The following is a 15700-nucleotide window of genomic DNA, read 5'->3' as shown; positions in this document are numbered from 1 at the left end:
GGATACTTCTGCTACGGTCGCACGGATGTCCAGCCAGAACCGGCGGCCTCTCCGCGCCTATCTTCTGCTTGCACCCGTGGCACCGCTGGCCTTCGCCGGCGTACTCGTGTGGCAGTCGGTGGGAGGCGACGGTTCCGCGGCGAACGGGCGGGAACCCGGCGGGGCCCCATCGGCGTCCTCCTCCCCGACCCGGCCCACCGCCGAGGATCCCGAGGATTCGAACGACTCGGAGAATGCGAAGGATGCGAAGGACCCGGAGGTGGGCGAGAAGCCGCTGGCCGGAAAGGTGATCGTGCTGGACCCCGGGCACAACCCGAACAACCGCGACCACGCTGCCGAAATCAACCGCCAGGTCGACATAGGCACCGTACGCAAGGAGTGCGACACCACCGGCACCGCCACCAACGGCGGTTATGCCGAGGCCGACTTCACCCTGGACGTGGCCCGGCGCGCCCGCACCCTGCTGCGCGCACAGGGCGCGGAGGTGCGGCTCACGCAGGACGGCGAGCGGGAGTTCGGGCCGTGTATCGACGAGCGCGCCGAGACCGGCAACAAGGCCGGTGCCGACGCGGTCGTCTCCATCCACGCCGACGGCGGCGGGCCGGGATCCCGCGGGTTCCACGTGATCCTGCCGGGCGAGGTGCACGAGGGAAAGGCGGACACCACCGCCATCGTGAAGCCCTCGCGAAAGCTGGGCAAAGAGTTGAAGTCACACTTCGCGGAGGAAACCGGAAGTAAGCCCTCCAACTATGTGGGCGACGGCACAGGCTTCACGGTACGCACCGATCTGGGCGGACTGAACCTCTCGACTGTGCCCAAAGTCTTCATCGAATGCGGCAACATGCGGGACGCTAAGGACGCCGACCGGCTGACGGACGCCGTATGGCGGCAGCGGGCGGCGCACGGAATCACGAACGGCATCGGGGCTTTCCTGGCAGGGTAGGCGCAAGCCGTCGACAGTCCGGGAAATGCACACCGGGGGAACAAGGGGGACTCGTGGCCAGGGGGCCCGATGTGGCCGATCCGCGGACCCGTACGATGGGGCGGCATTTCGCGCTCCGCAGTGTCGGGATCTGCACCAGCAACAGCGACAACGACCAATACGTAAGGGACATTTCGTGAACATCCGCTCACTCACTCGGGGCGACGGCGTAGTGATCGGAGCAGCGCTGCTGCTGATTATCGCCTCGTTCCTCGACAGCATCTCGGTGGACTGCCCCACGGGCGCCGACTGCGGGAGCCTGGAGGTGCCCAACGGCTGGGACTCCGACCAGTTCCCGCTGCTGCCCGCGGTCTTCCTGACCGGCATCATCGCCGCCGGGCTCATCGTCCTCGGCCGGATGCGCGGCGACGACAAGCAGCTCGGCGGGCTCACCCTGAACCAGTGGGGCACCGCGCTGGCGGCCGCCGCCCTCTTCAGCTCGCTGTTCACCCTCTTCGGCGGCGCGCGGAACATGGCCAACGACGCCACCGGTGAAGACGTGTTCGGCATGGGCATCGGCCTGATCCTCGCGCTCATCGCCAACCTCGCGCTGACCGCGGGCGCGGTCCTCGGCCACGTCCTCCCGGCGTTCAAGGCGAACCTGCTGGGCAGCCCCGGCGCCCCGGCGCCCGCTGCCCCGTACGGCGGCGGCCAGCCGCAGCCCGGTTACGGCTACCCCGGCGGCGGTCAGCCCGGCCCCGGTGGCCCGCAGCCCGGTGGCCCGCAGGGCGGCGCCCCCTTCGGCGGCGGCCAGCAGCCGCCGTTCGGCGGCGGCCCCGGCGCCGGTGGCCCGCAGCCTGGCGGCCCGCAGGGCGGTGCCCCGGCCGGCGCCCGCCCGCAGCAGGCGCAGGCCGCGCCGCAGCCGGCGGCCGGCGGCTCGTTCGCGCCGTTCTGGTTCGCGGTGCCGGCGGCCCGGCCGCTGTTCGCGGAGGACGGCTCGTCGGCGCAGATCGCCGAGCTGACCCCGGGCATCTGGTACCTGGCGGTGGACCAGCGCGGTGCCGCGCTGGTCGCGCAGACCCAGGACGGCCGCCGCGGCGTGCTGCAGGACACCACGGGTATCCAGCGCGGCGCCTGACGCCCGCGCCAGGCGCATCCCCGACGGCCCCCGCCCGATGCTTCATGCTTCGGGCGGGGGCCGTCGTATGCGCGCTCACCCCCAGGCCGTCGCCGCGAGCCAGCTCTCCAGCACCGCCGCCTCGCCCAGCAGTTCCACCCGGTCGCTGTCCGGCGGCAGCCGCCGGTAGAAGACCCGCAGCACGTCCGCCAGCGGCCCGCGCAGCGCCACCGCCGCCTTCGCGTGCTCCCGGCGCCAGCCGAACCCCTCGGGACCCAGCTCGATCAGCCACTCCGCGCCCGCCTCCGGGGGCGTGTCGGTGGCGTGCAAGTGGATGCCCGAGCCCACGAGTTCCGGGGCGCGCAGCGGTTCCAGGTCGGGGTCGCCGCCGCGCTGCGCGAACTCCAGGATCTCCAGCCACTCGTCGATCGCGTCGGCCGCCACCTCCGCCTCGACGCTGAACTCCACCCCCGCCGCCCCGTCCGCGTCCGCCCGGTGCACCACCGTCTCGTGCGCCATCCGCCGCGCCCAGAACGCGGCCCGCTGCTCCTCCGCCCAGCTCCACACCCCCGCGTCCGCCCCCGCCGCGCGCAGCTCCGCGGCGAGCAGGTCCGCGCCCTCGGCCAGCCAGTCGTCGAGCGCGGCGGCGGTGCGCGGCTCGGGTCCGGTGAAGCCGGGCACCGTCTCCTCGGCGAGTTCTTCGGTGGCGCGGGTACGGACGAGTGCGGCCGCCCAGCGGTGCGCGCCGCCGACGTGCACGGCGAGTTCGCCCAGGTCCCAGTCGGGGCAGGTGGGCACGCGGGTGGCGAGGTCGGCGCCGCGGACGGTGCGGCGCAGCAGGCCGGTCTGCGCGACGACTTCGGTGCAGTAGCGGTCGTACGGGAGTCTCATGCCAGCGCACTCTACGGGCGCGCACCCGGCCGGCCCTGCGCGCGGCCACCTGCGCTTCCGCGAGCGCTAGCCGCGCTTCCGCGCGCCGTCCCCCGGCGCGTCGACCAGCCGGCAGACCGTCTCGATGTCGGTCCGCACCTGCGCGCTCGACGCGCGCCCCGACAGCCACGTGATGAGCGCCGCGTGCCACGTGTGCTCGATCACCCGCGCCACCGACGACTGGTCCGGCGTCGGGCGGCCCTCGGCGCCCATCGCGTCCAGGATGATCGCCGACGTCAGCCGGGAGGCCACCTCGACCTCCGGGCTCACCGACCGGTCGGCGAAGATCAGGGCACGCACCATCGCGTCCGCGAGCTGCGGCTCGCGCTGGAGCGCGCGGAAGGCGCGCATCAGCGTCTGCGCCACCCGGGCGCCGGGCTCGGCGGCGGTCGGGGGGCGCTTGCGCAGCGTCTCGTGCAACTGCCGCAACTGGTCCTGGAGGGTGGCGACGAGCAGGTGGACCTTGGACGGGAAGTACCGGTACAGCGTGCCGAGGGCGACGCCCGCCTGCTCCGCGACCTCGCGCATCTGCACCGCGTCGAAGCCGCCGCGGCCGGCCAGCTCCGCGGTGGCCTTGAGGATGCGGCGGCGGCGCGCCTCCTGCCGCTCGGTGAGCCGCGCCCGGCCCGCCCTCGATGTTGTCGTCATGTGTCCCGATCTGTGCCGTGCTTCCCCCGACGGCAGACCGGCGCGCAGGTCCCGCTACCAACCGGTAGATTCGAAGCCGCCGAACGTCTGCCTGAAACTTGTTCTAGATTAGCGCGAGCGGTTACGCTCCGGCGAAACTGCAGTGAGAAGGGGGCCGTACGTGACCGCCGAGGTGCCACTGCGCATCGCCCTGCTCAGCTACAAGGGCAACCCCTACTGCGGCGGACAGGGCGTCTACGTCCGCCACCTCTCCCGCGAGCTGGCCCGCCTCGGCCACCGGGTCGAGGTGATCGGCGCCCAGCCCTACCCCGTGCTCGACCCCGGCGTCACCCTGACGGAGCTGCCCAGCCTCGACCTCTACCGGCAGCCCGACCCCTTCCGCACCCCCGCGCGCGGGGAGTACCGCGACTGGATCGACCTGCTCGAAGTCGGCACGATGTGGACCGGCGGCTTCCCCGAGCCGCTGACCTTCAGCCTCCGCGCCCGCCGCCATCTGGCCGCCCGGCGCGGCGACTTCGACGTCGTCCACGACAACCAGACCCTCGGCTACGGCCTCCTCGGCGGCACCCGCGCCCTCGGCGCCCCGCTCGTGACCACCGTGCACCACCCGATCACCGTCGACCGGGACCTCGAACTGACCGCCGCGCCCGACTGGCGGCGGCGCTACTCGGTGCGCCGGTGGTACGGGTTCACGCGCATGCAGCGCCGCGTCGCCCGCCGGCTGCCGGCGGTGCTGACGGTCTCCGGCTCGTCGCGTACGCAGATCACCGCCCAGCTCGGGGTGCGCCCCGAGCGGGTCCACGTGGTGCCGATCGGCGCGGACACCGAGCTGTTCACGCCCGACCCTGCGGTGCCCCGGGTGCCGGGCCGGATCGTCACGACGGCGAGCGCGGACGTGCCGCTGAAGGGCCTGGTGCACCTCGTCGAGGCGCTGGCGAAGATCCGTACGGAACAGCCGGACGCGCACGTGGTCGTGGTAGGCAAGCGCGCGGAGGACGGTCCGGTCGCGCAGGCCGTCGAGCGCTTCGGGCTGGGCGGGGCGATCAGGTTCGTCACCGGCATCAGCGACGAGGAGCTGGTCGGCCTGCTGCGCAGCGCGCAGGTCGCGTGCGTGCCTTCGCTGTACGAGGGCTTCTCCCTGCCGGCCGCCGAGGCGATGGCGACGGGCACGCCCCTGGTCGCCACGACGGGCGGCGCGATCCCGGAGGTGGCGGGCCCGGACGGCGAGACCAGCCTGGCGGTCCCCCCGGGAGACGCCGGCGCCCTGGCCACCGCCGTCACCCGGCTGCTCTCCGACGCCCCCCTGCGGGCGCGGCTGGGGGCGGCGGGCCGCGCGCGGGTGCTGGCCCGCTTCACCTGGGCCCAGGCGGCGAAGCAGACCGCCGACCGCTACCGCGAGACGATCGCGGCGCACCCCGCGGCGGACGCCCGCCCCCGGCCGAAGGGCGGCCCGGCAACGGCAAGAATGCACGCAGCGGGCGGTGACCGCTGATGCCCCGCGGACCGGTGGACCGCGACCGCCACGCACCGGGACGCGGCCGGCGCCGGCCGCCCGGCCGCGGCCACGCGCCCGGCGCGAGCGCCTCCGGCCGCCACCGACGACGACCGGACGGTGCGCCGCGGACCGCGGCCGGCCGCGCGGCAGCGCCGGCCCGCCCCGCCGACTCGGTTACTCTCCGGCCCCGTGGCAACGACGCCCCGGCCGGCCGCGCCCTCGCGCACTCCTCTCCCCCGCCCCTCTCCGCCCCCGTACGCTCCCTGCCGACCCCTCCGGAGGAGATTTGCTGACCGTCGACTTCACCCGCTTCCCGCTCGCGCCCGGTGACCGCGTGCTCGACCTCGGCTGCGGCGCGGGGCGGCACGCCTTCGAGTGCTACCGGCGCGGCGCCCGCGTCGTCGCCCTCGACCGCGACGGCGACGAGATCCGCGAAGTCGCCCGCTGGTTCGCGGCGATGAAGGAGGCGGGCGAGGCCCCGGCGGGCGCCACGGCCACGGCCGTCGAAGGCGACGCCCTCGCGCTGCCGTTCCCCGACGACAGCTTCGACGTCGTCATCGTCTCCGAGGTGATGGAGCACATCCACGACGACAAGGGCGTGCTCGCCGAGATGGTGCGCGTGCTGCGCCCCGGCGGCCGGATCGCGGTCACGGTCCCGCGCTACGGCCCGGAGAAGGTCTGCTGGGCGCTCTCGGACGCGTACCACGAGGTCGAGGGCGGCCACATCCGCATCTACAAGGCGGACGAACTGGTCGGCAGGATCCGCGAGTCGGGCCTCAAGCCGTACGGCCTCCACCACGCGCACGCGCTGCACGCGCCGTACTGGTGGATCAAGTGCGCCGTCGGCGTCGACAACGACACGTCGCCCGCCGTCCGCGCGTACCACAAGCTGCTGGTCTGGGACATCATGAAGAAGCCGCTGGCGACGCGCCTCGCCGAGCGGCTGCTGAACCCCGTCATGGGCAAGAGCGTCGTCGTCTACGCGACCAAGCCCCACGAGGGCGGCCGGTGACCGGCTCCGAACGCACCGAACACCTCGTCCTGCCCGGCGTGCTGGACGCCGCCGAGGTGGCGCAGACCGTCGCCGGGATCGCCGCGGTGCAGCGGGACGACGGGGCGATCCCGTGGTTCCGCGGACACCACCTCGACCCGTGGGACCACACCGAGGCGGCGATGGCCCTGGACGCCGCGGGCGAGCACGCGCGGGCGGAGGCGGCGTACGAGTGGCTGCGCCGGCATCAGTTGGCGGACGGCTCCTGGTACGCGGCGTACGCGGACGGGGACGCGGCCCGCCCGACCGACCGGGCCCGGGAGACGAACTTCTGCGCGTACCCCGCGGTCGGCGTCTGGCACCACTACCTGGCCACCGGCGACGAGGCGTTCCTGCGCCGGATGTGGCCGGTGGTGCAGGGGGCGACGGAGTTCGTGCTGGGGCTCCAGCAGCCGGGCGGCCAGGTGGGCTGGAAACGGGAGCCGGCCGACGGCGAAGTCCTCACCGACGCCCTGCTGACCGGCTCCTCCTCCGTGCACCACGCGCTGCGCTGCGCGCTGGCCGCCGCAGAACGGCTCGGCGAGCCGCAGCCCGGCTGGGAGCTGGCGCTCGGCCGGCTCGCGCACGCGATCCGGCAGCACCCGGAGCTGTTCCTCGACAAGGACCGCTTCTCGATGGACTGGTACTACCCCGTGCTCGGCGGCGCGGTCACCGGTCCGGCGGCCGTCGCGCGCATCGCGCGCGAGTGGGACCGCTTCGTCGTCCCCGGGCTCGGCGTGCGCTGCGTCAGCGACCGGCCGTGGGTGACCGGTGGCGAGAGCGCGGAGCTGGTGCTCGCGCTGTGGGCGGCGGGCGACGGCGACCGGGCGCTGGAGGTGCTGCGCTGGCTGAAGCACCTGCGGGCGGAGGACGGCATGTACTGGACGGGTTACGTCTTCGAGGACGACGCCATCTGGCCCGCGGAGCGCACGTCGTGGACGGCGGGGGCGCTGCTGCTCGCGCTGGCGGCGGTCGGCGGCGAGGAGGCGACGGGCGCGGTCTTCGGCGGCGCGGGGCTGCCGCGGGGGCTGGACCCGGGCTGCTGCTGAGCGGTACGGGCCGCGGGCCCCGGCCCTTCCGCGACCCGGAGCCCCCGGTCCGTACGGACCCCGTACCGCAACCTCCCTCGTCAGGCGCGCCCCCTGGCCGGGACCGGCACTGACCTCCGCGGGTACGGGGCGGTAAGGTGAGCGGCGACAACTTCAACCGCGTCCCGCAGGGGAAGCCGGTGCGAATCCGGCGCTGACCCGCAACCGTGAGTGCGGCCGCCATGGCCGTACGAGCCGGAGCACCCGCGGGACGCGGCAGGCTCATGGGGCCCCGCCCGGTACCGACGCCGGCCCGGGGCCCGTCCGTCGCGGTACGCGGAGCTGAGCCCGGCACCCCCGGCCCGCGCGGAGCGCGGACGGGCGGCCGCGGCCGGCTGTGCCCGCCGCCCCGTCCGAAAGGCCCCCGCTCCGCCATGGCTCCGATAGGCCGGAACGCCGCCGCCCGCAGCACGCGCGCCGCACTCGCCGCCGCCGTGCTGCTGCCCCTGACCGTCGCCGGCTCGGCGACGGCGGCCTCGGCCGCCACCGCGCCGCAGGCGGCACCGCAGGCCGTACCCGCACAGAAGAAGCTGCCCGAGGGGCTGTACGGCACCGCGGACCCCGAGTTCGACGGCGTCTGGCGGCAGTCGCTGGCCATCCTCGCCCAGCGCACGCAGCAGTTGCGCCCGGCTCCGGCCGCGGTCGGCTTCCTCACCGGCCAGCAGTGCGCGGACGGCGGCTTCGCCGCATACCGCGCGGATGTCGCCGAGCCCTGCGACGAGGCGACCGAGGACACCAACGCCACGGCCGCCGCGGTGCAGGCGCTGAGCGCGGCGGGCGGCGAACGCAAGGCGGTCGGCAAGGGCGTGGCCTGGCTGAAGAAGGTCCAGAACGAGGACGGCGGCTGGGGCTTCAACCCCGGCGGCCCGACGGACGCCAACTCCACCGCGGTCGTCGTCGGCGCGCTCGCCGCGGTCGGCGAGAAGCCGGAGAAGACGACGGCCGGCGGCGGCAGCCCGTACGACGCGCTGGCGACGCTGCAGCTCGGCTGCGACGCGAAGAAGGCGGAGCGGGGCGCGTACGCGTACCAGCCGGAGGACGACGGCGCGCTGTTCCCCAACGACTACGCGACCGCGTCGGCCGTCCTCGCGGGCACGGGCCACGGCCTGGGCGTCGGCCTGGCACAGGGGGACGCCGGGGGCGGCAAGGACAAGCCGGTCGAGGCGGGCACCTGCACGCAGGACCCCACCCCGGCTAAGGCGGCGGACGCGGGCGCGGCGTACCTGGCGCAGAAACTCGCCGCCGGCGACGGGCACCTGCCGATGATGACCGGCGAGGGCCCCGACCACAACGCCACCGCCGTCGCCGCCCTGGCGCTGGCCGCGGGCGGCCACGCCAGCGCGGCGCGCGAGCCGTACGGCTGGCTGGAGCGCGACAAGAGCACCCTGGCCTGGTCGAAGGAGAACCCGGCGGCCCTGGCCACCCTCATCCTCGCCGCGGACGCGGTCGACGCCGACCCGGGTGCCTTCGCCGGCGGCACGGACCTGGTGGCGAGCCTCAACGCCACGGGCCCGCAGCCGACGGCGGAGAAGCCGGCGGCGGACCCGGCCGCGGCGGAGGAGTCGTCGGACGACGAAGGACCGGGCATGGCGGTCTGGTCCCTGCTGGCCGTGGGCCTGGCCGCGGGCGCGGGCATCGGCCTGCTGGCAAGCGCCCGCAGAAAGAAGCGCGCGTGACCGGCGGCGGGCAACCGCGCCGGGAGCGGCGGCCGATACGGCAGGCGGCACGGCGGGGGCTCGTTGCCGCGGCCGGGGGTGTGCTGCTGGTGCTCGGGGCGGGCGCTTCCGGGGCGCAGGCCTCGGAGGGGTACCGGTACTGGTCCTTCTGGGACCGGGACGGGGACTCCTGGGTCTACGCCACCAAGGGCCCCGGCATCGAGCGGCCCGCGGACGGGGACGTGCACGGCGTGCGGTTCGGCGTCAGTGAGGAGTCCGGCGGCGGGCCGCGCCCGCGCGGGGCCGCCGGCTTCGACGCCGTCTGCGGCGACACCGCACCCGACGACGGCAGGAAGCGCGTCGCCCTCGTCCTCGACTTCGGCACCGCCGCGCACGCCCCGGGCGGCCGGACCCCACCCCCGGCCCGTACGGAATGCGCGTCGGTCGCGGAGGACGCCACCCTCGGCGACGCCCTCGCCGCCGTCGCGGAGCCGCTGCGCTACGACTCCAACGGCCTGCTCTGCGCCATCGACGGCTACCCGCGCAGCGGCTGCGCCGAGCCGGCGTCCGACGACGGCGGCGACCGGGCCGGCGAGCCGCGCGCCGAGACCACGGACTCCGCCGTCCCCGCCGACGAGGCCGGCGACGGCGACTCCGGCCCGTCCACGGGGACGGTCGGCGGCCTCGCCATGGTCGCGGTCCTCGCCGGCCTCACGATCTGGCAGTTGCGCCGCCGCCGCACATGACCCCCGAGGCCCCCCACCGCCCCGGCTCCCCGCGCGTCGCCGAGGGGCCGCGTGCGCCCGCGCCCGGGCGGACCGCGCGCGGCGGCGGTGTCCTGCGACCGCCCCTCGCCGACCGCGCCAACGCCCTGCACGCCGGGGCCTGGTGGCTCTGGGCCCTCGGGCTCGCCACCGCCGCCTCCCGCACCACCAACCCCCTTCTCCTCGCCCTCCTGGTCGCCGTCGCCGGCTACGTCGTCGCCGCCCGCCGCACCGACGCACCCTGGGCCCGCTCCTACGCCCTCTTCCTCAAGCTCGGCCTCCTCGTCATCGCCGTCCGGCTCGTCTTCGCCGCCTTCCTCGGCTCGCCCATCCCGGGCACCAGCACCCTCTTCACCCTCCCCGAAGTCCCCCTCCCCGAGTGGGCGCAGGGCGTCCGCCTCGGCGGCCGGGTGACCACGGAGCAACTGACGTTCGCCTTCTACGACGGGATGAAGCTCGCCGCCCTCCTCATCTGCGTCGGCGCCGCCAACGCCCTGGCCAACCCCGCGCGCCTGCTGAAGTCCCTGCCCGCCGCGCTGTACGAACTCGGCGTCGCCGTCGTCGTCGCGATGACCTTCGCCCCGCACTTCGTCGCCGACGTCGCGCGGCTGCGCCGCGCCCGCCGGCTGCGCGGCCGTGACGACCGCGGGCCACGGGCCCTCCTCCAGGTCGGACTGCCGGTGCTGGAGGGCGCGTTGGAGCGTTCGGTGGCGCTGGCCGCCGCGATGGACGCCCGCGGCTACGGCCGGACGGCCCGGCTGCCCCGCGCCGTCCGGGTCACCACCGCCGCGCTCACCCTCGGCGGACTCCTCGGCGTCTGCGCCGGCACCTACGGGCTGCTCGCCGCCTCCGGTGCCGGCTACGGCCTGCCCGTGCTGGCACTCGGCGCCGCCGCCGCGGCCGGCGGGCTGTGGCTCGGCGGGCGCCGCGCGGTGCGCAGCCGCTACCGGCCCGACCGCTTCGGGCCGCGCGCCTGGCTGGTCGCCGCCTCGGGCGCGGCCGTCGGCGGCCTGATGATCTACGCCAACTCCTATGCGCCCGACGCCCTGCACCCCACCGTCGTACCGCTGACCGCGCCCGAACTGCCGCTGTGGCCGGCCGCGAGCTGCCTGCTCGGCCTGCTGCCGGCGCTCGTCGCGCCCGTACCGCCGGGGCCGCGGGAACAACGAGCCCCGAGAACCACCGAGGAGACCGCCCAGTGATCCGTTTCGAGGACGTGTCCGTCGTCTACGACGGCGCCGCGAAGCCCGCGATCCGGGGCGTGGACCTCACCGTCCCGGAGGGCGAACTCGCCCTGCTCGTCGGCCCCTCGGGAGTCGGCAAGTCGACCCTGCTGAACGCCGTCTGCGGGCTCGTACCGCACTTCACCGGCGGCACCCTGCGCGGCCGCGTCACCGTCGACGGCCGCGACACCCGTACGCACCCGCCGCGCGAACTGGCCGACGTCGTCGGCACGGTGGGCCAGGACCCGCTGGCGCACTTCGTCACGGACACGGTCGAGGACGAACTCGCCTACGGCATGGAGTCCCTGGGCCTGCCGCGCGACACGATGCGGCGCCGGGTGGAGGAGACGCTCGACCTGCTGGGCCTCACCGAGCTGCGCGACCGCCCGATCGCCTCGCTCTCCGGCGGCCAGCAGCAGCGGGTCGCGATCGGCTCGGTGCTGACGCCGCACCCGCGCGTGCTGGTCCTGGACGAGCCGACGTCGGCGCTGGATCCGGCGGCGGCGGAGGAGGTGCTGGCGGTGCTCCAGCGGCTGGTGCACGACCTGGGGACGACGGTGCTGCTGGCCGAACACCGGCTGGAGCGGGTGGTGCAGTACGCGGACCAGGTCATCGTCCTGCCGGCCCCGGGCGCGGCGCCGGAGGCGGGCGCGCCTGCGGAGATGATGGCGGTCTCGCCGGTACGCCCCCCGGTGGTCGCGCTGGGGCGGCTGGCGGGCTGGTCTCCGCTGCCGCTGACGGTACGGGACGCGCGCCGCCGCGCGGCGCCGCTGCGGGAGCGGCTGACGGGCCTGAGGCCGGACGGCGGCACGGGCGGACCGGGCGGGAAGCCCGGGGCCCACGGTGAACCGGCCGCCGTCGCCGAGCGGTTCACCGTGCGCCGCGGGCGGGCGGAGGTGCTGCGCGGGGTGTCGCTGTCCGTCGCCGCGGGTGAGACCGTCGCCGTCATGGGGCGCAACGGCGCGGGCAAGTCCACGCTGCTGGCCGGTTTCGTCGGCATGCACCGGCCGGCCGCCGGTTCCGTACGGCTCGGGGACCTCGCCCCGCACCGCACCCGCCCCGCCGAACTCCTGCGGCACGCGGGGCTCGTACCGCAGGATCCGCGGGATCTGCTGTACGCGGACACCGTCGCCGCGGAGTGCGCCGCCGCCGACAACGACGCGCACGCCGCGGTCGGCACCTGCCGGGCCCTGGTCGCCGAACTGCTGCCCGGCGTGCCGGACGAGGCCCACCCGCGCGACCTGTCCGAGGGCCAGCGGCTCGCGCTGGCCCTCGCCGTGATCCTCACCGCGCGCCCCCGGCTGCTGCTGCTCGACGAGCCGACCCGCGGCCTGGACTACGCCGCGAAGGCCCGGCTCGTCGGGGTGCTGCGCGGGCTGGCCGCGGCGGGCCACGCGATCGTGCTGGCGACGCACGACGTGGAGCTGGCCGCCGAACTGGCGCACCGGGTGGTGATCCTGGCGGACGGCGAGGTGGTCGCCGACGGGCCGACGGCGGAGGTCGTCGTCGCCTCGCCGTCCTTCGCACCGCAGGTGGCGAAGATCCTGAGCCCGGCGGGCGGCGATACGGCGACGGGGACGACGTGGCTGACGGTCACCCAGGTCCGGCACGCCCTGGAGGCGGCGGCATGACCGCGGAGGAGCCCGGAGCCGCCCCGGGGACACCCGGCGACGGTACGCACCGGGACGCCCCGGACCGCGACCGCAAGCCGCCCGACCCGGACACCCCCGGCACGCCCGGCACGCGCGCCGCCCCCGACACGTCCGGCGCCGGCGCCCCCGCCCGCACCGCGCGCCTGCGCGTGGTCCGCCTCGGCCCCGTCTCCGCCGCCGCCCTGCTCCTCGTCTCCGCCATCGGCGTCGCCGCCTTCGGCTGGCCGCTGCTCGCGGGCCCCGACTCCGGCCTCGCCCACTCCGGCGACGCCCCCTGGCTCTTCGCCGCCCTCCTCCCCCTCCTCGTCGCCGTGGTCGGCGCGACCATCGCCGACTCCGGGCTCGACGCCAAGGCGGTCGCGATGCTCGGCGTGCTCGCCGCGGTGGGCGCCGCACTGCGGCCCCTCGGGGCCGGGACGGCGGGGATCGAACCGATGTTCTTCCTCATGGTGCTCTCCGGCCGGGTCCTGGGCCCGGGCTTCGGGTTCGTCCTCGGGGCCGTGACGATGTTCGCGTCCGCCCTGCTCACGGGCGGGGTCGGGCCCTGGATGCCGTTCCAGATGCTGGCCATGGGCTGGGTGGCCATGGGCGCCGGGCTGCTGCCGGGGGCGGAGCGGCTGCGGGGCCGGGGGGAGGTGTGGCTGCTTGCCTCGTATGGAGCAATGGCTTCGGTTCTCTACGGCACGGTCATGAACCTCCAGGGGTGGCCGTATCTGAGCGGTATGTCTACGGGCGTGTCGTTCGTCCCGGGTGATCCGCTGCCCGAGAACCTCGCCCGTTTCGTCGCGTACTGCCTGGCCACATCGCTGGGCTGGGATCTTCCGCGCGCGGTGGTGACGGCGGTGTGCACGCTGACTCTCGGCAGGGCCGTGCTGGCGGCGCTGCGCCGCGCCACCCGAAAGGCCGCATTCGGCACGCCGGTGGCATTCGAGACGCGAACCCCCTGAATGCGGGCATCTCATATGCGAGATAGCGTCCAAGTCATGGCAGACGACTACCTCGTGCGCATCGGCAGGCTCATCCGTGACGCCCGACAGCACCGCGGATGGTCGCAGAGTCAGCTCGCCGCGGCGCTGGGCACCGGTCACAGCGCCGTCAACCGCATCGAGCGCGGTCATCAGAACATCAGCCTGGAGATGATCGCCCGTATCGGCGAGGCACTGGACAGCGAGATCGTCGCCCTGGGCACCGCGGGCCCGATGCATCTGCGGGTCAGCGGCGGCCGCCGGCTGTCCGGCGCGATCGACGTCAAGACCAGCAAGAACGCCTGCGTCGCGCTGCTGTGCGCCACCCTGCTGAACTCCGGGCGCTCGGTGCTGCGCCGGGTGGCGCGGATCGAGGAGGTCTTCCGCATCCTGGAGGTGCTGAACAGCATCGGGGTGCGGACCCGCTGGATCAACGACGGCGCCGACCTGGAGGTCGTACCGCCGGCCGAGCTGGACCTGGATTCCATGGACCACGAGGCGGCGCGCCGCACCCGCAGCGTGATCATGTTCCTCGGCCCGCTGCTGCACCGCACGGAGCGCTTCAAACTCCCGTACGCGGGCGGCTGCGACCTCGGCACCAGGACCGTACAGCCGCACATGGCCGTGCTGCGCCGCTTCGGCCTGGACGTGACGGCGACCGAGGGCGTCTACCACTGCGAGGTCGTCCCGGACGTCGCGCCCGACCGGGCCATCGTGCTGACCGAGCGCGGCGACACCGTGACCGAGAACGCGCTGCTGGCCGCCGCCCGGCACGACGGCGTGACCGAGATCCGCAACGCCAGCTCCAACTACATGGTCCAGGACCTGTGCTTCTTCCTGGAGCACCTGGGCGTGCGCGTGGACGGTGTGGGCTCGACCACGCTGCGCGTGCACGGCGTGCCGTACATCGACCGGGACGTCGACTTCTCCCCGTCCGAGGACCCGGTGGAGGCGATGAGCCTGCTGGCGGCGGCGGTCGTCACGTCGTCGGAGCTGACGGTGCGGCGGGCGCCGGTGGAGTTCCTGGAGATCGAGCTGGCGGTGCTGGAGGAGATGGGCCTCGACCTCGACCGCACCCCGGAGTACGCCGCCGACAACGGCCGCACGCGGCTGGTGGATCTGACCGTGCGCCCGTCGAAGCTCCAGGCGCCGATCGACAAGATCCACCCGATGCCCTTCCCCGGCGTCAACATCGACAACGTCCCCTTCTTCGCCGCCATCGCCGCTTCCGCGCAGGGCTCGACCCTCATCCACGACTGGGTCTACGACAACCGCGCCATCTACCTCACCGAACTGACCCGCCTCGGCGCCGCCGTCAAACTCCTCGACCCGCACCGCGTCCTGGTCGAGGGCCCGACGCGCTGGCGCGAGACGGAGATGATGTGCCCGCCGGCGCTGCGCCCCGCGGTGGTGGTGCTGCTCGGCATGATGGCGGCGGAGGGCACGTCGGTGCTCCGCAACGTCTATGTCATCAACCGGGGTTACGAATCCCTGGCCGACCGCCTCAACTCGGTGGGCGCCCGCATCGAGACGTTCCGCGACATCTGACGCCCGGCCGCCGTGGCCTCGGCGGAAGCGGCCCGGCCGCCCCCGGCGGGCGGGTACCTTGAGTGCCCCGGGTCCCGCGACCCGGCGAAAGGGGCGGGGATGCTGGATCCGGCACTGGCCGCACTGGCGGCGGCGGGCGGAACGGCGGTGGTCCAGGCCGCGGGGACGGACGGCTGGACCGCTCTGCGGCGGGCGGTTGCGCGCTGGTTCGGCCGCGGCGACGAGGGGCGCGAGCAGGCGGAGTTGGCACGCCTGGACCAGACCGCGGGCGAACTCGTGGCGGCGGACGCCGACGCGGTGGAGCGGGCCCGCATCGGCCTGGAGGCGGCCTGGCGGACTCGCATCGAGATCCTGCTGGAGAGCCTGGACGGGACCGAGCGCGCCGTCGCCGCCGACCGGTTGCGCGGGCTGGTCGCCCCGCACGCCCGCGCCGCGGGCGCGTCCGCGGGCGACGGCGGGGTGGCCGTCGGCGCGGGCGTGGAGATCCGGGCCGACGGCGGTTCCGCGGCCGCCTGGCACATGGGCAGCGTCAACGTGGGCGTACCGGACCCTCCCCCGCCGGGAGCGCCCCAGGGCTGAACGCTCCCGGCGCCACCGCGGCCCCCGCCCGCTCGATCCATGCCACGCACGGCGCGATCGCCGCCGGCACCGTCGAGAACCTCC

14 protein-coding genes and 1 riboswitch are annotated in these 15700 nt (G+C 75.3%); of the genes, 12 read left to right on the top strand and 2 right to left on the bottom strand.

Annotated elements, in window-relative coordinates:
- Nucleotides 1-25 precede the first annotated feature (25 nt).
- Entirely contained in the window at nt 26-943 is a 918-nt protein-coding gene (locus tag ABGA99_RS24820; protein ID WP_347579492.1) for an N-acetylmuramoyl-L-alanine amidase, read from the top strand.
- A gap of 175 nt (nt 944-1118) precedes the next feature.
- A complete protein-coding gene (locus ABGA99_RS24815; protein WP_347579493.1) occupies nt 1119-2060 on the top strand; it encodes a hypothetical protein in 942 nt (313 codons plus the stop codon).
- 75 nt (nt 2061-2135) lie between these two features.
- Here the strand turns inward: ABGA99_RS24815 and ABGA99_RS24810 are convergent, their stop codons facing one another.
- Nucleotides 2136-2930, bottom strand: a complete 795-nt coding sequence (locus ABGA99_RS24810) for a maleylpyruvate isomerase family mycothiol-dependent enzyme (RefSeq protein WP_347579494.1) — start codon at nt 2928-2930, stop codon at nt 2136-2138.
- 66 nt (nt 2931-2996) lie between these two features.
- Nucleotides 2997-3617 carry a TetR family transcriptional regulator gene (locus tag ABGA99_RS24805; protein WP_347579495.1) on the bottom strand — a complete coding sequence of 207 codons (621 nt, stop codon included), beginning with the start codon at nt 3615-3617 and terminating at the stop codon, nt 2997-2999.
- A 160-nt stretch (nt 3618-3777) separates the two neighbouring features.
- On the opposite strand from ABGA99_RS24805, the gene ABGA99_RS24800 reads away from it, so the two are divergent.
- The 10 genes from ABGA99_RS24800 to ABGA99_RS24755 all read left to right on the top strand — a co-directional run bounded on the left by ABGA99_RS24800 (nt 3778) and on the right by ABGA99_RS24755 (nt 15616).
- Complete coding sequence (locus ABGA99_RS24800) at nt 3778-5109, top strand: glycosyltransferase family 4 protein (RefSeq protein ID WP_347579496.1); 1332 nt, start codon at nt 3778-3780, stop codon at nt 5107-5109.
- Nucleotides 5110-5398: 289 nt separating this feature from the next.
- The gene (locus ABGA99_RS24795; RefSeq protein WP_347579497.1) at nt 5399-6124 is read left to right on the top strand and encodes a methyltransferase domain-containing protein; all 726 of its coding nucleotides are present in this window, start codon (nt 5399-5401) and stop codon (nt 6122-6124) included.
- On the top strand, nt 6121-7191 hold the full coding sequence (locus ABGA99_RS24790; RefSeq protein WP_347579498.1) for a prenyltransferase: 1071 nt from the start codon (nt 6121-6123) through the stop codon (nt 7189-7191). Before ABGA99_RS24795 ends, ABGA99_RS24790 begins: the two co-directional genes overlap by 4 nt.
- 147 nt (nt 7192-7338) lie before the next feature.
- A riboswitch (cobalamin riboswitch) is annotated at nt 7339-7457 on the top strand.
- A gap of 147 nt (nt 7458-7604) precedes the next feature.
- Nucleotides 7605-8906, top strand: coding sequence for a prenyltransferase/squalene oxidase repeat-containing protein (locus ABGA99_RS24785; protein ID WP_347579499.1), 1302 nt, complete (start codon nt 7605-7607; stop codon nt 8904-8906).
- A complete protein-coding gene (locus ABGA99_RS24780; protein ID WP_347583447.1) occupies nt 8903-9631 on the top strand; it encodes an SCO2322 family protein in 729 nt (242 codons plus the stop codon). Before ABGA99_RS24785 ends, ABGA99_RS24780 begins: the two co-directional genes overlap by 4 nt.
- The gene (locus ABGA99_RS24775) at nt 9628-10851 is read left to right on the top strand and encodes a CbiQ family ECF transporter T component (RefSeq protein ID WP_347583446.1); all 1224 of its coding nucleotides are present in this window, start codon (nt 9628-9630) and stop codon (nt 10849-10851) included. The genes ABGA99_RS24780 and ABGA99_RS24775 overlap by 4 nt, the downstream gene beginning before the upstream one ends.
- The gene (locus tag ABGA99_RS24770) at nt 10848-12503 is read left to right on the top strand and encodes an ATP-binding cassette domain-containing protein (protein WP_347583445.1); all 1656 of its coding nucleotides are present in this window, start codon (nt 10848-10850) and stop codon (nt 12501-12503) included. The genes ABGA99_RS24775 and ABGA99_RS24770 overlap by 4 nt, the downstream gene beginning before the upstream one ends.
- The gene (locus tag ABGA99_RS24765) at nt 12500-13471 is read left to right on the top strand and encodes an ECF transporter S component (protein ID WP_347583444.1); all 972 of its coding nucleotides are present in this window, start codon (nt 12500-12502) and stop codon (nt 13469-13471) included. The genes ABGA99_RS24770 and ABGA99_RS24765 overlap by 4 nt, the downstream gene beginning before the upstream one ends.
- 36 nt (nt 13472-13507) lie before the next feature.
- Entirely contained in the window at nt 13508-15037 is a 1530-nt protein-coding gene (locus ABGA99_RS24760) for a UDP-N-acetylglucosamine 1-carboxyvinyltransferase (RefSeq protein ID WP_347579504.1), read from the top strand.
- 99 nt (nt 15038-15136) lie between these two features.
- Nucleotides 15137-15616, top strand: a complete 480-nt coding sequence (locus ABGA99_RS24755; protein WP_347579505.1) for a hypothetical protein — start codon at nt 15137-15139, stop codon at nt 15614-15616.
- Nucleotides 15617-15700 lie beyond the last annotated feature (84 nt).

Source organism: Streptomyces sp. B5E4 (assembly GCF_039871555.1).
In the GTDB taxonomy this organism is placed as follows: Bacteria; Actinomycetota; Actinomycetes; order Streptomycetales; family Streptomycetaceae; genus Streptomyces.
Note: the sequence above shows the minus strand (reverse complement) of the source record. Positions and strands in the feature narration are given on the sequence as shown.